The sequence below is a fragment of the Paenibacillus sp. Z3-2 genome, assembly GCF_054161325.1.
Window position 1 is genome coordinate 6242091 of record NZ_CP096397.1, and the last position, 15444, is coordinate 6257534.

16 protein-coding genes are annotated in these 15444 nt (G+C 48.2%); 1 reads left to right on the plus strand and 15 read right to left on the minus strand.

The genetic code is table 11. The features are described from left to right. Nucleotides 1-36: 36 nt before the first annotated feature. From M1D71_RS27830 to lspA, 6 genes are all read right to left on the minus strand, one after another. Nucleotides 37-825 carry a response regulator transcription factor gene (locus M1D71_RS27830; protein WP_458124503.1) on the minus strand — a complete coding sequence of 263 codons (789 nt, stop codon included), beginning with the start codon at nucleotides 823-825 and terminating at the stop codon, nucleotides 37-39. Then, nucleotides 815-2575 (minus strand): sensor histidine kinase, encoded by a 1761-nt coding sequence (locus tag M1D71_RS27835; protein WP_458124504.1) that lies wholly within the window; start codon nucleotides 2573-2575, stop codon nucleotides 815-817. The genes M1D71_RS27830 and M1D71_RS27835 overlap by 11 nt, the downstream gene beginning before the upstream one ends. Before the next feature lie 334 nt (nucleotides 2576-2909). Further along, complete coding sequence (locus tag M1D71_RS27840) at nucleotides 2910-3737, minus strand: carbohydrate ABC transporter permease (protein ID WP_458124505.1); 828 nt, start codon at nucleotides 3735-3737, stop codon at nucleotides 2910-2912. Continuing rightward, nucleotides 3737-4603: a carbohydrate ABC transporter permease gene (locus M1D71_RS27845; RefSeq protein ID WP_036606633.1), complete on the minus strand. Its 867-nt coding sequence runs from the start codon at nucleotides 4601-4603 to the stop codon at nucleotides 3737-3739. The genes M1D71_RS27840 and M1D71_RS27845 overlap by 1 nt, the downstream gene beginning before the upstream one ends. A 24-nt stretch (nucleotides 4604-4627) precedes the next feature. Then, the gene (locus M1D71_RS27850) at nucleotides 4628-5818 is read right to left on the minus strand and encodes an ABC transporter substrate-binding protein (protein ID WP_458127370.1); all 1191 of its coding nucleotides are present in this window, start codon (nucleotides 5816-5818) and stop codon (nucleotides 4628-4630) included. A 309-nt stretch (nucleotides 5819-6127) separates the two neighbouring features. Next, nucleotides 6128-6619 carry a signal peptidase II gene (gene lspA, locus M1D71_RS27855; RefSeq protein ID WP_458124506.1) on the minus strand — a complete coding sequence of 164 codons (492 nt, stop codon included), beginning with the start codon at nucleotides 6617-6619 and terminating at the stop codon, nucleotides 6128-6130. A 227-nt stretch (nucleotides 6620-6846) separates the two neighbouring features. Here lspA and M1D71_RS27860 point away from each other — a divergent pair, with 227 nt between their 5' ends. Then, nucleotides 6847-7326: a heme-degrading domain-containing protein gene (locus tag M1D71_RS27860; RefSeq protein WP_458124507.1), complete on the plus strand. Its 480-nt coding sequence runs from the start codon at nucleotides 6847-6849 to the stop codon at nucleotides 7324-7326. A gap of 68 nt (nucleotides 7327-7394) precedes the next feature. Here the strand turns inward: M1D71_RS27860 and M1D71_RS27865 are convergent, their stop codons facing one another. From M1D71_RS27865 to M1D71_RS27905, 9 genes are all read right to left on the minus strand, one after another. Beyond that, on the minus strand, nucleotides 7395-8372 hold the full coding sequence (locus tag M1D71_RS27865; RefSeq protein WP_458124508.1) for a permease prefix domain 1-containing protein: 978 nt from the start codon (nucleotides 8370-8372) through the stop codon (nucleotides 7395-7397). 6 nt (nucleotides 8373-8378) lie between these two features. Then, nucleotides 8379-8708, minus strand: a complete 330-nt coding sequence (locus M1D71_RS27870; RefSeq protein ID WP_458124509.1) for a PadR family transcriptional regulator — start codon at nucleotides 8706-8708, stop codon at nucleotides 8379-8381. Between the two features lie 160 nt (nucleotides 8709-8868). Next, a complete protein-coding gene (locus M1D71_RS27875; protein ID WP_366347657.1) occupies nucleotides 8869-9816 on the minus strand; it encodes a nucleoside hydrolase in 948 nt (315 codons plus the stop codon). A gap of 246 nt (nucleotides 9817-10062) precedes the next feature. Further along, nucleotides 10063-10467 (minus strand): DUF350 domain-containing protein, encoded by a 405-nt coding sequence (locus tag M1D71_RS27880; protein ID WP_458124510.1) that lies wholly within the window; start codon nucleotides 10465-10467, stop codon nucleotides 10063-10065. Then, on the minus strand, nucleotides 10449-11828 hold the full coding sequence (locus M1D71_RS27885) for a glutathionylspermidine synthase family protein (protein ID WP_458124511.1): 1380 nt from the start codon (nucleotides 11826-11828) through the stop codon (nucleotides 10449-10451). The genes M1D71_RS27880 and M1D71_RS27885 overlap by 19 nt, the downstream gene beginning before the upstream one ends. Nucleotides 11829-11832: 4 nt before the next feature. Then, nucleotides 11833-12117: a hypothetical protein gene (locus M1D71_RS27890; RefSeq protein ID WP_458124512.1), complete on the minus strand. Its 285-nt coding sequence runs from the start codon at nucleotides 12115-12117 to the stop codon at nucleotides 11833-11835. Then, nucleotides 12117-12584: a hypothetical protein gene (locus M1D71_RS27895; RefSeq protein WP_458124513.1), complete on the minus strand. Its 468-nt coding sequence runs from the start codon at nucleotides 12582-12584 to the stop codon at nucleotides 12117-12119. The genes M1D71_RS27890 and M1D71_RS27895 overlap by 1 nt, the downstream gene beginning before the upstream one ends. A gap of 406 nt (nucleotides 12585-12990) precedes the next feature. Continuing rightward, on the minus strand, nucleotides 12991-15072 hold the full coding sequence (abc-f, locus tag M1D71_RS27900) for a ribosomal protection-like ABC-F family protein (RefSeq protein WP_458124514.1): 2082 nt from the start codon (nucleotides 15070-15072) through the stop codon (nucleotides 12991-12993). Nucleotides 15073-15170: 98 nt separating this feature from the next. Next, on the minus strand, nucleotides 15171-15332 hold the full coding sequence (locus tag M1D71_RS27905; protein WP_017691697.1) for a hypothetical protein: 162 nt from the start codon (nucleotides 15330-15332) through the stop codon (nucleotides 15171-15173). Nucleotides 15333-15444 lie beyond the last annotated feature (112 nt).

Genomic DNA, 15444 nt, shown 5'->3' on the forward strand with positions numbered 1-15444 from the left:
ACGATTTGGAAAAACTCCACTTTTTTAAGGTAATTGTTACCTTGTATTATTGAGGGAATGACGATATTTGCTTGGGCTAAGCCCCTCCAGACTTTTAAATACCTTGATAAAATACTTATCCGTCTGATAACCGACCTGTTCCGCAATCTCCGAGATCGGCATAGTCGTCTGCACAAGCAACTCCTTGGCACGCTGAATGTGTTTGCGGGTAAGATACTCACTAAAATTGATTCCGACCTGCTCCTTAAACAATACGCTGAAGTAACTGGAGTTTAGATGAAGTAAATCAGCAATATCACGCATGGTCACATGTTCACCCAGATGAGTCTCCACATAAGCCAAAGCTTCACTGATCTGGCTATTAAGCCTCTGTTCCCCGCGCTCCTTGGCATCCAGAAGCTTGGGGTCAACCATTTCCTGCATCGTTTGAATACGTCGCTGTTGTTCGCTGAACTTTAGGGCTTTCTCGACGGTCTGAAGCAACTGTTCCTTATCAATGGGTTTCAACATATACTCCACGACCCCCAGCTTAATAGCCTGCTGGGCGTACTGAAAATCGGCATGTCCCGACATAATTAGGACAACAGGCTTGTTCGAAAAATGCTGAATGGCTTCAATCAGAGACAAGCCGGAGAACTCCGGCATGCGAACATCCGTTATTAACAGATCTGCCGGCTTTTTCTTGAGCCATTCCACGGCCTCGACGCCACTTTCTGCAGTCTGAATGTGATTTCGTCCTGCCGACCATCCTTCCAGTGTTTTGCGAATGCCTTCTCTTGTACGAGGTTCATCATCAACGATAAGAATCGTTTTGTCATGAATCATATGCACCCTCCGTTCCCTTCGGAATCTCATAGCAAATAACGGTCCCTTCCCCAACCTTGCTCGTAATGGACAGCCTGCAACGTTCACCGAGTTGGCTGCCAAAGTAAAGCTTCAGCCGCCGATGTACGTTGATCAGACCTACGCCTGTACCCTTGTTGGATACAGCGGGACCGCCATGTAAGGCATGAATGACAGATTGAAGCCGGGATTCATCCATCCCAGGACCATCATCCCGAACCTCAATGCGAACCAGATTCTCCTCGGTCGAAGCCACATGGACGATTATCTTTCCCGGGCCCAGTTTACTTTCAATCCCATGAAGAATCGCATTTTCGACCAAGGGCTGTATGAGCAGTTTCGGAATTGGGACCTTACACACCGCATCGCTCAGCTGAATCTCCCATTGCATTCTTTCTCCCAACCGCATCTGCATAATTCGAAGATAACGCTCTGCGTGTTCCAACTCATCGGCCATCGTAACCCATTCATCCTGCTGGGAACTGGAGATAATGTAGCGAAATAATCTGGACATCGCCACGACCATACGTGCCATCTCCTCATCTCCCTTCTCCTCAAGGGACCAATAGAACGCTTCCAGTGTATTGAATAGAAAATGGGGGTTAATCTGAGATTGTAGCGCCTTTAACTCAGCTCGGGACTGCATGACTTCCTTCTCATGAACCACCCGGGTCAATTCGTTCTGCCTGTAGACCATCTGATTATAAACCTCGTTGAGTTCATTGATCTCCATCGTAGAGCTGACCATCAGATTGGGCTTCATCGCTCCCGGCTGTGCACCACGCATGGCTCGCATTAGCCGGATTAACGGACGTGTAATCATCGTGGACAGAAAGAACGACATGACGAGGAACAGAATAACACCGATTATTCCCGAGACGAGCAGCGCCGTCCTCAAGATGGACACACCTTCCGTTGTCTCCCGCAGCGGTGTCAGGACAGCAAGTGTCCATCCGGTTAATTCAGACTTTTGTCGAACGACGATATAGGATTCCTCTCCGTTCTGGACGACAGATCCGCTGTAGAGTATGGCCTTTGGGTCGAGATTAATCTTCGGATCAGAAGTCACTACCTCTCCTTCTGCGTCCAAGAGCATGATGGAGTCCTGCGAACTATCTGCCCCATTCGAATCATTGAGTTGAAAAAAACTCCGCTGCATCCGCACCACAACATAGCCTCCATGTTCAAAAGAATGATCCAGTAGATTAATCCTTCGAATCGCCAGAAGCACTCCCGGATCTTCCGGATCAGAGCCTGCCCACACCATTCTGCCTTTTCCTTCGTCCGCTTGGGTGATCCAGCTACGCTCTACCCTGAGATCGAGGGATCGGTCATCCATCGGAAAGATCCGATTATAACCCGTAGTGTATATCTCCATACTTTGCGCGCCGTTGATGAAAGATTGATAACTACCTGCAATCTGCAAGAGAGCTTGACGCTGATTAAAGGTTGCCGCTTTCCCTTGCTTCTCATCGCTGAGCAGACGCTGTACATATGAATCATCCGCAACCTGGGCTGTCAGGGAGTTCACCTGTGCAATGAGTGCATCCATTCTGCCACTGGCTTGGACTGCGGTTTGATGGATATGTTTCTCGGCATTGCTTTTTAGCAGAGCGGCCACCCGGTCATAAGCAGATATGCCTGCGAGCAGCAGAACAACGAGCATCACCATAACGAAACCAATGAATATCTGATTGCGGAGTGAGTTAAAATGTCCTTTTTTCCCCTGCACCTTTCCCATTCTCCTCTCTCTGCATGTAAAAGAAACCGCCAACCTACGCCTGCGCTCTTGAAGACTGGGTACAAACGATGCCGGATTCATCCACGTATTCAGTTCATTCGTTAAAGCGCTTGCAAAATCGAACCTTAATCTTCTTCTCTTCTAGTCTTTGTTTACCGTTTAAACTAACGACTAAAAAATAGCATAGATTTACAGGTTAATCAATCCACCTGAAAAGCTTTCGAACGATAAATGAGAATGATCAAAAAAAGAGAGGGGACTCTTAAAGTCCACCTCTCTTATCTGTATCTCTTGCACCGATGCTATTCTTTCCCACATCTATCCGTTATTTCACGGACCCTTGTGTAACCCCGTTGATGATCCACTTCTGTGCGAACAGATAGATGATAATCATCGGCAGTAACGCGAGCAGGTAGGATGCAAATGCAAGGTTAAACTCGGTATTGAACTGCCCTTGGAATACATACTGTACCAGCGGTAGCGTGTACTGTCCCGGATCACTGATAATAATGAGTGGCAGCAAGAAGTCGTTGTACGTGGACAGGCAAGTTAGAATTCCAACCGTGGCACTGATGGGCGCCATGAGCGGGAAAATGATTTTCCAGAACGTGCCCCACGTCGTCGCTCCATCCACAAAAGCCGCTTCCTCCAGCGCTACCGGAATGGACCGGATGTATCCAACGTACACAAATACGTTGAATGCCAGACCATAGACCGTATGCAGCAGGATCAGCCCTACCAGATTCGTCATCTCCAGCGATGAGGTCAGCTTAACAATCGGCAGCATGATGATCGGGAACGGAATGAACATCGCGCTGACAAAGTAATAATAGAGCCCTTTGAAAAACTTGCGTTTTTCCATATTCCGCGCAATCGCATAGGCCACCATCGAGTTACTGAGCAACGTCAAGAGCACAGTTGATGCGGTAACGATCGCACTGTTACGGAACGATTGGAAGAAGTTCGTCATGTCGATGGCCCTCGCGAAATTCTCCCAGTGAAACGTTGTCGGAATGGCAAAGACCGATTGGGCCATCTGTTCCGGATTTTTCAAAGCAATCGTAACGGTCATATACAATGGGAACAGGATAAACAGGGTACCCAGCACAACGAGCAGCATAACGAGCCAATTGATTCGTGTACGGCTTCTCATTACAGATCCATCTCCCTTCTTTGCAGGAACCGGATTTGCAGAATTGAAATCACCGCAATAACGATGAAGTAAATAACCGAGTTCGCAGATTGATACGCATATTCGCCGCCTTCAAATCCTCCGGTGTAGATCAGGTGGGAGATGGACTGCGTCGCCCGTCCGGGACCACCGTTGGTCAAGGCTACGATTTGGTCGAAGACCATGAGCGAGTTTTTCATCGCCAACACCATATTAATGGTGAAGAATGGGGCAATAAGCGGGAAGGTAATACTCCAGAATTCACGCCATTTGCCTGCGCCGTCGAGGTTGGATGCCTCGTACAGTGTCGTTGGTATCGTTTGCAGACCAGCCAAATACAGAATCGTATTCAGGGCCACGGATTGCCATACTGCAACAATGACGATACCGATCCAAGCCAGACTTTCGCTACCAAGTATGTTCGTGGATAGCGCGTTGATACCCAGATTTTGTCCCCAGATCGGGAATACGTTGGAGAATAAGTAGTTAAATATGTAACCTACGATCAGCACACTCAGAATATTGGGCAGGAAGTAAATGCCGCGGAAAAAGTTACGAAACTTGATCTTGGCATTCAGCCCGAGTGCAATGAGCAGGCTCAGGATATTGGTCAGGATCGTCACAACGATCGCGAACTTGAACGTAAACCAGTAGGCGTTACCTACATTGTCATCCTGGAACAAGTTGAAATAGTTTTTGAAGCCAACAAAATCATATTCTTTCCCGAATCCGTTGTAATTCGTAAAGGAATAATAGATGCCCTGGAGGGCCGGCAGTGTCATAAATACGAAGAACAATACTACCGCCGGAACCGTCATCCAGTAATAAGGTGCGATACGCTTGTTCATATTCCATCCTCCTTCAGACAAGGGTTAACGCCGGTTCGCGACCTTGTCCCATTCTTTGTCGAGTGTATCCAGATAGTTGTCGATGTTTTGGTTCTGCAGAAAGGACTGTACGATGGAATTCAGCTGCACGGCAGCCGGTATATAGTGATCGGCAAAGTCAACGACCTTACCCTGCTCAATATAAGGCATCAATTCCTGTACGGCAGGATCATCCTGCTTCACGTCTTCTACCGCAGAGAACAGCGTCTGTTCACCAATGTATCTTCCGATATTTTCAGGCTTTAACAGAAACGCAATGAATGTCTCTGCCTGCTCGCGATTAGGCGTGTCCGCTGCGATGGTAAACAGAGAGTCAATTCCGTTCACCAGCTTGATTTCACTTGCATCGTTGCCCGTTGGGAATGGGAAGAAACCGATGTCGACATTCGGGTTCGCTTTGCGAATCTCCGAGATGGCCCAGGTACCCTGGATGTACATGAAGGCTTCACCGTTTGCAAAAGCACGGTTACCGTCCGAATAGGCTTTACCAAAGTTATCGCCGTGACCGTACTTCATGAGTTCCAGCTGCTTCTCAGCTACCTCGCGGTATTCCTCTTTGAACGTCACTTTGTTATCACGCCGTTCCTGGTAGAAATCAATACCGACCAGATTGGAGCCAAGTGCATTGAAGGGCAGGCTCGTCTGCCAGTCATCCTTGTATGTGAAGTAAAATGGAATCTCACCTGCATCCTTGATCTTTTGGGCGGTCGCAATGAGTTCATCCCACGTCTTGGGTACGTCCAATCCCATTTCCTTAAACAGCGTTTTGTTGTACATGATGCCGTTCGCATTAGTTGCGTAAGGAACCCCTGTCACTTCGTCCATCCCTGTGACATCCTTCAGCATTTGTATGTAGTTAGGATCAATCGTCTGGAGTAATGAGCTGTCCGTCAGATTGGTAAAAATATCACTCTGGGCCAAAATGGAATAGGTGTCGGTTGCGCCCATGGCCATAATATCCGGTATATCATTTTTGACGACACGCGTCTTCAATACCGTCTCCGCATCGGGCGGATTCACCTGTGTCACCTGAATATCGTCATGCTCCGCGTTGAACGTCTTGATCAATTCATCAAAGGTTGTTTTGGCTTCAGGCTTGTTCTGGAAAAATTCAATCTGCACTTTGCCGTTCGCACTATCCCCACTGGTACAGGAAGATAGAAGTACAGCCATCATTCCACACAGCAACATTGTCCCGAGAGCCTTGGTAAGCGTTGTTCTCATGTTGTACCTCCCTCAGCTTTATACGTAAAGATTTACCCATTCAAATGGTGAAATAACCATTTGGTTAATACTTCCACATACTCGTACTATGAGCGTTGGCTATACAAGCCTTTATTATTCCTAAAACGGTTTCGCTAAATTTGAATCAAGTAGCTGACTTGTAAAAATCACCAAGAAAACACAAAAAAGGACATCGGATTATATCCAATGTCCTTCATATATTCAGTAATCAGCGGGTTACAGCCATGCTGTTATCCTCGATTAGGAACGCTCAACTTTCGGCAAAGCATTGCGTAAACGCTTGGCCCGATAACTCTGAAATGCACGAATCAACATGCCGATGATGATCATGACCACACCCACATTAATCGCGACATCGGCGAGATTCAGAATTCCCCGCCCTGACGGAAACACGAGGAAGTCCGTTACCCGGGCATAGATAAATCGATCGATCGCATTTCCCAAGGCCCCGCCAACCATAAAACCAGCGCCAGCCTGCATCCAGAAACCGCGAATTTCACCCTTTCTGCGGTAATACAGCATGCCTGCTATGAACAGAACAGCGATCACGCCGAAGAGACGCGCATTCCCTTGAAACAGACTGCCAGCCATTCCGCTATTCTCGTAATGCTGCAATTGCATGCCGGAGTCACCCAGTCTCATCACGTCACCGACTTCCATATACATCCTCACTGCAATTTTGGTTCCCTGATCCACCAAAGTTACCAGCAGTGCTACAAAATAAAACAGCATCGTGCCTCTCCTCCTGCCTACTGAACGACAAATTATTTTAACTTTAAGAGTTTTGTATATTAGGTTCCCTTCACTTTAACACAGCCGATGTATGGTCTCCAAATGAGCGGTCTTTAACTGTGCATAAAAGATCTACTAACATCGTTCAGACTGCATCGAGAAGGGACTACACCCATCCATGTCGAATGTAGACATCAAATCATATATGTAAAGGGGCTGCCTGTAATTTGAACCTGACCATGACAGAGAAATTAAAGGAAATGCAGCAGGAAGAACAGGACTTGGTATTTGGCACATTTGATTCTGAAATGGCGCTTAGACTTGGCCTGCATCTGGTTGAGGAAGCGAAACGTCGTTCACAAGCCGTAACTATTGACATCACCCTGAAGGGACATCGCCTTTTTTTGCACGCCATGGAAGGCACTCATCCCGATAACGAAGATTGGATCCGCCGCAAGAACAATGTTGTTAATCACTTTTTCTCTAGCTCTTGGCATACTGCCCTGCGGTTGAGAAATGAAAATCAGACACTTGAGCATGACTTCAACCTGTCTGCATCTGATTATGTACTGGCTGGAGGGGCTTTCCCGCTGATTCTGGAAAATGAGAGACAGGTCGGCACCATTACGGTATCGGGTCTGCCTGATGAGGAAGACCATGATCTGGTCACGACCGGCATTCGCTCGTTTTTGTTGCAGCAGAATTAGATTAAACGTGTAAAAAAGCCCACCCGCTCTATATAGATCGGGTGGGCTTTACTAGCCAAGCAGCATGCTCATGACGGATTTTTGCTTTTCATAATATGGTACACATTGCTAAAGCTGCCGGAGAGAATACCGGTAATCGGAAATATGGCCCAATTGATATCCCACCGCTGAAATACAAAGCCTGTGAACAAGAAGATGGCTGTCGCCAGCGGCCATACAATAGCTTCTACGGCTCTTACAACCTTTACTTCTTGCTTCTTTTCTGCCGTCAGCTGGTGCTTATCCATCAAGTTCGTGTAAGCCCCTTGAATATTGCCGTAGTATACAAACAGGAATACCCCTACCCCAGCCATGATCATAAAGGCAGATACACCATAAGAAGCGTAGTTTTCGTTGAAAGAGGCGGCTGCGAAAATAAAAACAGGAGACAGAATGCACAGGCAGACACCCGTAATGATGGCTACACGATAAGTTAGGGCGAAGTTCTCCTGGCTACGCTGAAGACTCATTTTAAGTGTATAGGAAAGTTGAAAGCCCTTCTCCATATGACTGAAGCGATCCAGCTTCATGCCACTATGAATGAACATGCCAACCCCAATGGCAATCAGTACGAACATGCCGATCAAGCCCAGTACAGCGCCCGTTTCTTCCGAACGGTTTGCAGCTAAATAGGCATAACTCTCAAACAAGGTATCCATGAAAATCAGAAATGCCACACCCGACGCGCACAATAAAACACCCAGTCCAATCCAAAATCCAGCATTTCTTTTCGCAGTGGTATATGCGTAAATCTCTTCTTCCGTCAGTATAGGTACTGCCTCTTCTGTGCTGATTGACTGAATACCGAGTTCGGCTGTTAGCTCCTCGATGTTACCAAATTCCGAGATCACAATGCCGATGGCTTCATTCTCTGACTTGCCTTCTCGCTTCAATTCCAGGTACTTATCTTCCATCCCCGAAAGGAGCTCCTGCTTCAGATGCTCCACCTCGGGAGTCTTCGGCAGACCAGCAAACATGTTCTCCAGATACACCATAATTGTCTCCATGTTCCGTCACAACTCCCTGATAAATAGATTAACAACCTCCTGCGTAACCTTCCATTCCTCACACTTCTGTCTGTAATAGTCGAGGCCAGGCGGCGTAATCCGGTAATAGGTACGGCGCTTTCCCAGACTATTCTCATCCAGGTAAAACGATTCAATATAACCGTTCTTCTCCAATCGCGTGAAGGCCGAGTATAATGTCGTCTCCTTCATGACGTACTTTTCCTCTGTCAGCTGCCTGATGTTCTTGGAAATCTCGTAGCCGTACGACTCCCCTTCGAGCAGCATGTAGAGGATCAGCGTATCATTGTAGCCACGTATAACGTCACTGCTGATCACAAAAGTTACTCCTCCTCGTTACTTCATCTGTCGTAGTAGTTGAAGTATAGCACAACTTACTACGACAGGTGAAGTAGTTCTGCTAAAAATGGGCAATAAAAGATCCGTACCTGGAAAAGGTACGGATTTTTTTCTTTTACCTGCAGTTTAATTACTGCGTTTATTGGATCGCTGAGAGAACATCCAGCAGCATGGATTTGAATTTGGGCCGATCAATGGCCTCACATACACGTACATTGGGCTCTTTGCCAAAACGTCCGTTGATATCCACCACACTGTATCCGCGTGTCAGCTCTCCTGCCGCTTCCACATCCACATAATATTGACCTGACTTGGTCATGATGGATTCATCTGCGGCTACAGCCATCAGCAATGTATCGGGATGAGTGGTGCCATTCAGCTTATGTACCGACTTGTTGAACTGCATAACCACTTTGTTAATGGCTGTGAAGAAATCAGCACCGGATGTGCCCAGAGCCGCAATCTCTGCATGATCATCATCGTCCATGACTGAATATTGCGTACACATCTCCCAGCCAACCATCGTGATCGGGATGCCTGCATGCAGTACAATTTTCGCTGCTTCCGGGTCCACGTAGAAGTTATACTCCGCTGCCGGTGTGATGTTGCCCAGTGCATTATTCGTTCCGCCCATGATGTACAGATGAGCAATCTCCGAAATAATCGTGGGGTCCTTCTGAATTGCCATTGCAATGTTAGTTAGCGGAGCAATCGCCAAGAGCTCAATTTCACCCGGATGTGCATGCACCTTCTCAATGATAAAATCAACCGCGTGCCCGCTCTCGGGACGTTGATCCGCCTTGGGAAAATGCGCGCCGCCCATGCCGTCATCGCCATGCACATCTTCCACTGTGCGGTGCTGAGCCTTTCCATAGGCCATTAGCGGACGCTCGCAACCTTTATATACAGGCACCTTGCCGCCATGTCCAGCAACCTGTACCGTGTACAGTGCATTTTCAACTTCCTGGTCGAATTGTACGTTACCTCCCGTGATGGTGATGCCTTCCACCTGAAAGTGGTGCAATGCCGTCAGGATCGCAATCGTATCGTCTCCTGCTGTATCTGTATCGATGATGACTCTTCTCATGATGCCGCGCTCCTTCTTCCGTTTGATATTCATTTAGAACAAAAATACAAGATTACACTTAATAACTCTGCGTACAGAATAATCTTACGATCACTGTTACCCTCGGATTTTTTGTATACCTTCTGTCAAAGGTAAAAATCCGATGATAAATGTGAACGCTTCGCTTCTCCAGATTTTTTCTGTCCTCTTCGTTTACGTGTAAACACTATATTTATTCTAAATTATCGTTAATCCCTATGTCTTATTTTACATCAAAAACGTACCAATGACGATGGAAACGCCGATGATAATCGAACGCAGCAGCTGTGCTACCGCCATATTGCCTCGTGCGATTTCTTCGCATACTCGCATTTTAGGCGTAAGGAAATCAAATATAATATAGACCAGGCACAACACAATAATTCCAAGCGCCGACCACAGCAGCATATCCAGCCACGAATGCGTTGAGAAAGACACCATACCCACGATAATACACAGTCCCAGCAATTTGCTGCCCATATACATGCCTGCCGCCTCGTTACCTTTGGCGATTTCCTCACTATCGTTATACCGGGTCAATTTGCTAAACGCGAAATATCCACACACCAATACCACCAGCAGAATGCCTATACCCACCGCAACATTCAGCAAGTTCAATCCCAAGTTCTCCATTCCTTCTCCTCCTCATCATTCATCCGTTCACGAACCGTAGCCGCGCAATAATAGGCCATATCTCCGGTTACTTTCTCCCCGACCCGTGGTAGCAACCCAGCCAAACGCCCCCCGATAACAAACACCCCTGTAAGCAGATAGCCGCTGTACGCTCCAGCTTCCGTCTCGATCACAACCTGTTCCATCGGAACCAGCTGCTGATAGATTTTGGGTTGGTTTTCGTAATAAGCTGTAATTTCCTCTTCATCCTCTTTGGCTTGGTCTTTCACCCTCAGGGTTGAATCGTGAGCCGACTCTTCCTCCTGAACTGCACTTCCATCCAGCAAAAGAGTACCTCTGCCCTCACGTCCCCAATAACTTTTGGACACATACGGTATGGCATTCAGCTCGAAAGGCTCTGCCGAAAAATAGGTGGGCAGCAGATATCGGGAAATCACGTCCATTTCCGCTTCATCAAAGAGGGTAAACCCGCAATAATCCGGGGTTTGCTCGTTACGCTCGTAGAGCGACCAGATTGCCGCCATGAAGCCTTTGCTCTGCATCAGTACATGCTGCACGGGATTCATCAGGCCTAGTCGTCCCTCCCGTACAAGATCAAGCAGAGCTACGCCAATCTCCACACCTGTCGTCTCATCCCGATCATCGATCAGATACTCCAGTGGATAGAGACGGTACAGCAGGTTAATCTCCCGACCCTGGTGGTAAAGCGCCTCACCAGGAACAATCTCCAGTTCCTCCAGTGGGGCATAGAAGACATCGTATCCGGCTTCCTGACAGCATCTCATCAGGTATTCCGTATTCGTTCGATCTTCGACATGTTCGCCAAAAGAAGTAAACGTCACCGGACTCTGCAATCCCTGCTCTGCATAGAATTCCAGCCACATTTTGAAACACGCGCGAATACGTGCATCCATCTCTGCAGATGGCGAAGTGATCGCAGCATCCTCAGCAAGAGCGACCAGGATATCTTCCAGTGCAGCAGCCTCCGGTATACCCGTAGGGGTGTCCGTATTATTTTCGATACACTTCGGCCCAGCTTCTCCAATAATCCAATCCTGACGGGTAATACCTCCAGTCACCATCTCCATACGTGCCGTCGGAATAAGCCCCGGATGGATCCCGAGCTGATGCTCTAAAAAAGAATCCGGCATATATTGCTGGATAAATCGCATCACTTTACAGTAAATGCCGTCTACCGCCTCGGCTGCCGCACGCAGCTCCTGTACCTCCGAGGGAGAATAGACCGTCAATGCAGGCACACAATATTGCTTCCCGTACATTCGATGATATGGAATCTGTTGTTCCGCTTCACCCTGAAATACCTCTTCGTGACTAAACGGCAGTTGAACCACTTGCCTCATCCGGTTATCCTCCCGAACTGCGGAAGAAGCTACCGAAGCCGCTTGATTTGGACTTGGATTTGCTATAGGAGCTGTTACTGTCCTTGTTGCTTCGATACGACGACCCACCGTAGTAATAGTGTCCGCTACTGGAATCATATTCACATCCGGTATCATACTCCGGGTCACATTCATCATTGTTGCTGCCACAACCGGATAACACGGCAGGAACCGCCAGCATCAGGGAGAAAGCAACCAGCTTCGCTTTTGATCCGGGTTTGGATGCTTGCCCCTGCTTTTGGTCACTCATCACAGATCCACCTCTTTCATATAAAACAACACTTTTTTGCGATCCGCATCCAGCACGGAATACAGGAACTCATACGTCTTGCCACCGCGAACCATGTAATGGTCCAGCAGTTGCTCGGCAAGCTCCATCACATAGGTGGATGACGCTGTGAGCTCCAACTCCTGAAACGAACTTCCATTCCACAGCATATACTCTGCGCTGTACATGGAAGACATTTTGCACATCGCCAGCGCAGCATCCGCAATGGCTGCACCGTACTCGTCCGGCATCTGTTGGTCATATGCCGTCACGTATACTGCATGTTCCCGCCCATCCTGGCATTCATTGGACAGATGCGCCCAGAGTTTGTTTTTCACCAGGGTGGCATCCACCAATTTGCGCATGAACAGTTCATCCCGCGTGACTGAAGTCTGTTCCAGCACCCCTGTCTCCGCCTGTCGATCATCCGACCAACTCCGATACGTCAATGAATAATAGATACCGGTAACCTCCCTTTTTGCGAGCTCTTAGATGAGCCGTTTCAATTCATACAAACGTATTTAACGCATCAGAAGGAAAAAAGTTACACTAGTGAATCAATTTCATATTACCTTTAGCTGCTTCAAATCAAGGCTAGACATAGATTAAAATGGTTTAATTTGTCTATGTCTAGTTACAAAACTCCATTTTTAATGAGTTATGAAATTGATTCTATTCACCATGACATGTAATAAAAGCTACTGTTCGAGGCGTCGTCGATGATGCTACATTCGTGATTTAACGCTTGCTTGGCTAGCACGCAGATTCCGCGTTTGGTATGTAACCCAGGTGCAAAAAGGCCGGAGAAGACTCTCCGACCTCGCTTGTTCAATCTTATGCTCGTGCTATTCTGACTTATAACTCAGCCCACTGGGCCAAAACATCATTGTATTCAGTGGACAATTGCTCCCGGTCATTCCAGATTTGTTCCAGTTCAAGCGGATTGTTCTGTACCGTTTCCAACTGTTGATCCAGCACCTGAATCTCTGCCTCAAGACGAGCCAGGGTCTTCTCCAGCTTCTCCGCAGACAGTATATTGCCGTTGCTGCTTCTATGATTCGATGCAGTTGCTGCCGAAGAGGCATTCGACTTGCCTGATCCTGTTGAATCTTCATGATCACGACTTCCAACGGTGGCCGCAACAGTGGAACCGTTCAATGTCGAGGTTACTTCTGGTTTCTTCCCTGATCTGGCAGTCCCGCCGGGCGCGGACGTTAAACCTGACTTCATCTCTGACTTGACGTTCCCGCGAGAAGAAACTCCCGATCCTGCTGTAGACTGACTTGTCGCCGCTGCACGAGCTTGCAAATCGAGTTTCTTCTCACGATACGCCTCATAGTCTCCGAGATAAGCGGTCATCTGTCCGTCCTCCAGTTCCCAGACACGGGAAGCGAGGCGATTGACGAAATACCGATCATGCGAGATGGCAAGTACGGTTCCTTCAAAATCAACCAAGGACTCTTCCAGCGCTTCTCTGGATGCGATATCCAGATGGTTGGTCGGCTCATCGAGCAGCAGTACATTGGGTTTGCGCTGCACCAGCAGAGCCAGCCGTAGACGCGTCCATTCCCCGCCGGATAATTGCCCGACAGAGCGGAATACATCCGCACCGTAGAACAGGTATCGGGCCAGAATTCCGCGAGCCTCGCCTTCCTCCACGCCCGCTTCCAGACGGAAGTATTCGAGTACATTCAGCTTCGGATTCGTGGGTTCCTCCTGTTGAGCCAGATACCCTACATCCACACGTGCCCCCCACTCCAGCTTGCCAGCATTGGGCTGCTCGTCACCAAGCAACAGCTTGAACAGGGTCGTCTTACCGGAACCATTGCGGCCAATGAGTGCAATTTTATCCCCATATTCCAGCAGACCCGAGATTCCGCGCAGGATTTCACGCTCGCCATAGCTCTTCTCGACCTGTTCCAATACGGCTACCCGTTTACCCGTTCGATCCGTAGGGCGCACATCGAACTCGGCATTGCGACGCTCCAGTACAGGACGCTTCACCTGTTCCATCCGCTCGATTGCTTTACGCATCGAAGCCGCCCGCCTGAAGAACTTTTCATTCCCACCAATTCGGCCCCACTCCTCCAGCTGGCGAATCGTTTCCTTCATTTTCTTGATAACCTTCTGCTGCTCTTTGAACTCCTCGAATTGCTGCAACAGCCGTTGTTCCTTCACTTTCATATATTCCGTATAACCACCAGCAGATGTCTCTGCTTCTCCATCCTCCAGCTCCAGTGTTCGATTCACGACCCGATCCAGAAAATAGCGATCATGCGAGATCAGGACAATGGTGCCGGGGTATTCTCGTAAATATCCTTCCAGCCACTCGACCCGCTCCAGATCGAGATGGTTCGTCGGCTCATCCAGCAATAACAGATCGGGTCTTACGATTAGCTGTGAAGCCAGCACTACCCGAGTCTGCTCCCCACCGGACAGAGAACCGAAGCGCCAACCATAATGCGCCTTGTCGATATCCAGACCGTCCGCCACCTGATCGATCCGGGCATCCATTTCGTATCCACCCTCACGCTCGAACTGGTCTTGCAGCGCTGCATAACGTTTCAGCAGGCGCTCCAATTGACTAGGGTCTGCTGCGCATGCCGGATCGGACATCTGCTGCTCCATTTCCTTCATTTGCGTGGAACATACCATGAGCTCCTTGAATCCAAGACTCAATACATCCAGTACGGTATGGTCATCCAATCCTTCCGGAACCTGGGCCACATACCCCATTCGTGTATCTTTCTTTATCATCAATTGACCCTCGTCCGGCTTGTTCAGCCTTGCCATCAGGCGCATAAGTGTTGTCTTGCCGCTTCCGTTGCGGCCAATCAGTGCGACCTTGTCGCCTTCCATAATTTCAAATGTAATGCCGTCCAGCACCAGATGTGCTCCGTGGTATTGAGTCAGTTGTTGCGCGCTAATAATTATCATAATAAGGTTCCTCCTATAGGTTGGAAGATCCTGACCGCAACACAAAAAGAGCCGCAGGAGGTTAGCTCCGCGGCCCTTCAGAATTCAAGCAATATCGCTTATCGTCCGAATGAGGTCAAGGCAGGCATCTTCTCGCAAATGTTAACTTCCGTATATTCAAAATTGGACAGACTTCTCCCGTTGGTCAGAAAAGTATGAACAATGCCAGCCATAGCAATCGGCAGCTGGCTTATACGGTTGTTAAGCATCTCGTGATTCACCTGTCTTCACCTCCCTTGTCATAATTAATGTCAATATATCACAGACGAATGTATTCCTGCAACCATCCTATCGCCCAATTTAATCTTACTGTACAGTAGTTTCATTCTTCCG

Coding starts and splice junctions, on each gene's coding strand:
- abc-f (WP_458124514.1), bottom strand. CDS start 15,072: ATGATAATTATTAGCGCGCAACAACTGACTCAATACCACGGAGCACAT.
- M1D71_RS27875 (WP_366347657.1), bottom strand. CDS start 9,816: ATGAGAAGAGTCATCATCGATACAGATACAGCAGGAGACGATACGATT.
- M1D71_RS27830 (WP_458124503.1), bottom strand. CDS start 825: ATGATTCATGACAAAACGATTCTTATCGTTGATGATGAACCTCGTACA.
- M1D71_RS27890 (WP_458124512.1), bottom strand. CDS start 12,117: ATGAGTGACCAAAAGCAGGGGCAAGCATCCAAACCCGGATCAAAAGCG.
- M1D71_RS27880 (WP_458124510.1), bottom strand. CDS start 10,467: ATGGAGAACTTGGGATTGAACTTGCTGAATGTTGCGGTGGGTATAGGC.
- M1D71_RS27850 (WP_458127370.1), bottom strand. CDS start 5,818: ATGATGGCTGTACTTCTATCTTCCTGTACCAGTGGGGATAGTGCGAAC.
- M1D71_RS27865 (WP_458124508.1), bottom strand. CDS start 8,372: ATGGAGACAATTATGGTGTATCTGGAGAACATGTTTGCTGGTCTGCCG.
- M1D71_RS27840 (WP_458124505.1), bottom strand. CDS start 3,737: ATGAGAAGCCGTACACGAATCAATTGGCTCGTTATGCTGCTCGTTGTG.
- M1D71_RS27845 (WP_036606633.1), bottom strand. CDS start 4,603: ATGAACAAGCGTATCGCACCTTATTACTGGATGACGGTTCCGGCGGTA.
- M1D71_RS27885 (WP_458124511.1), bottom strand. CDS start 11,828: ATGAGGCAAGTGGTTCAACTGCCGTTTAGTCACGAAGAGGTATTTCAG.
- lspA (WP_458124506.1), bottom strand. CDS start 6,619: ATGCTGTTTTATTTTGTAGCACTGCTGGTAACTTTGGTGGATCAGGGA.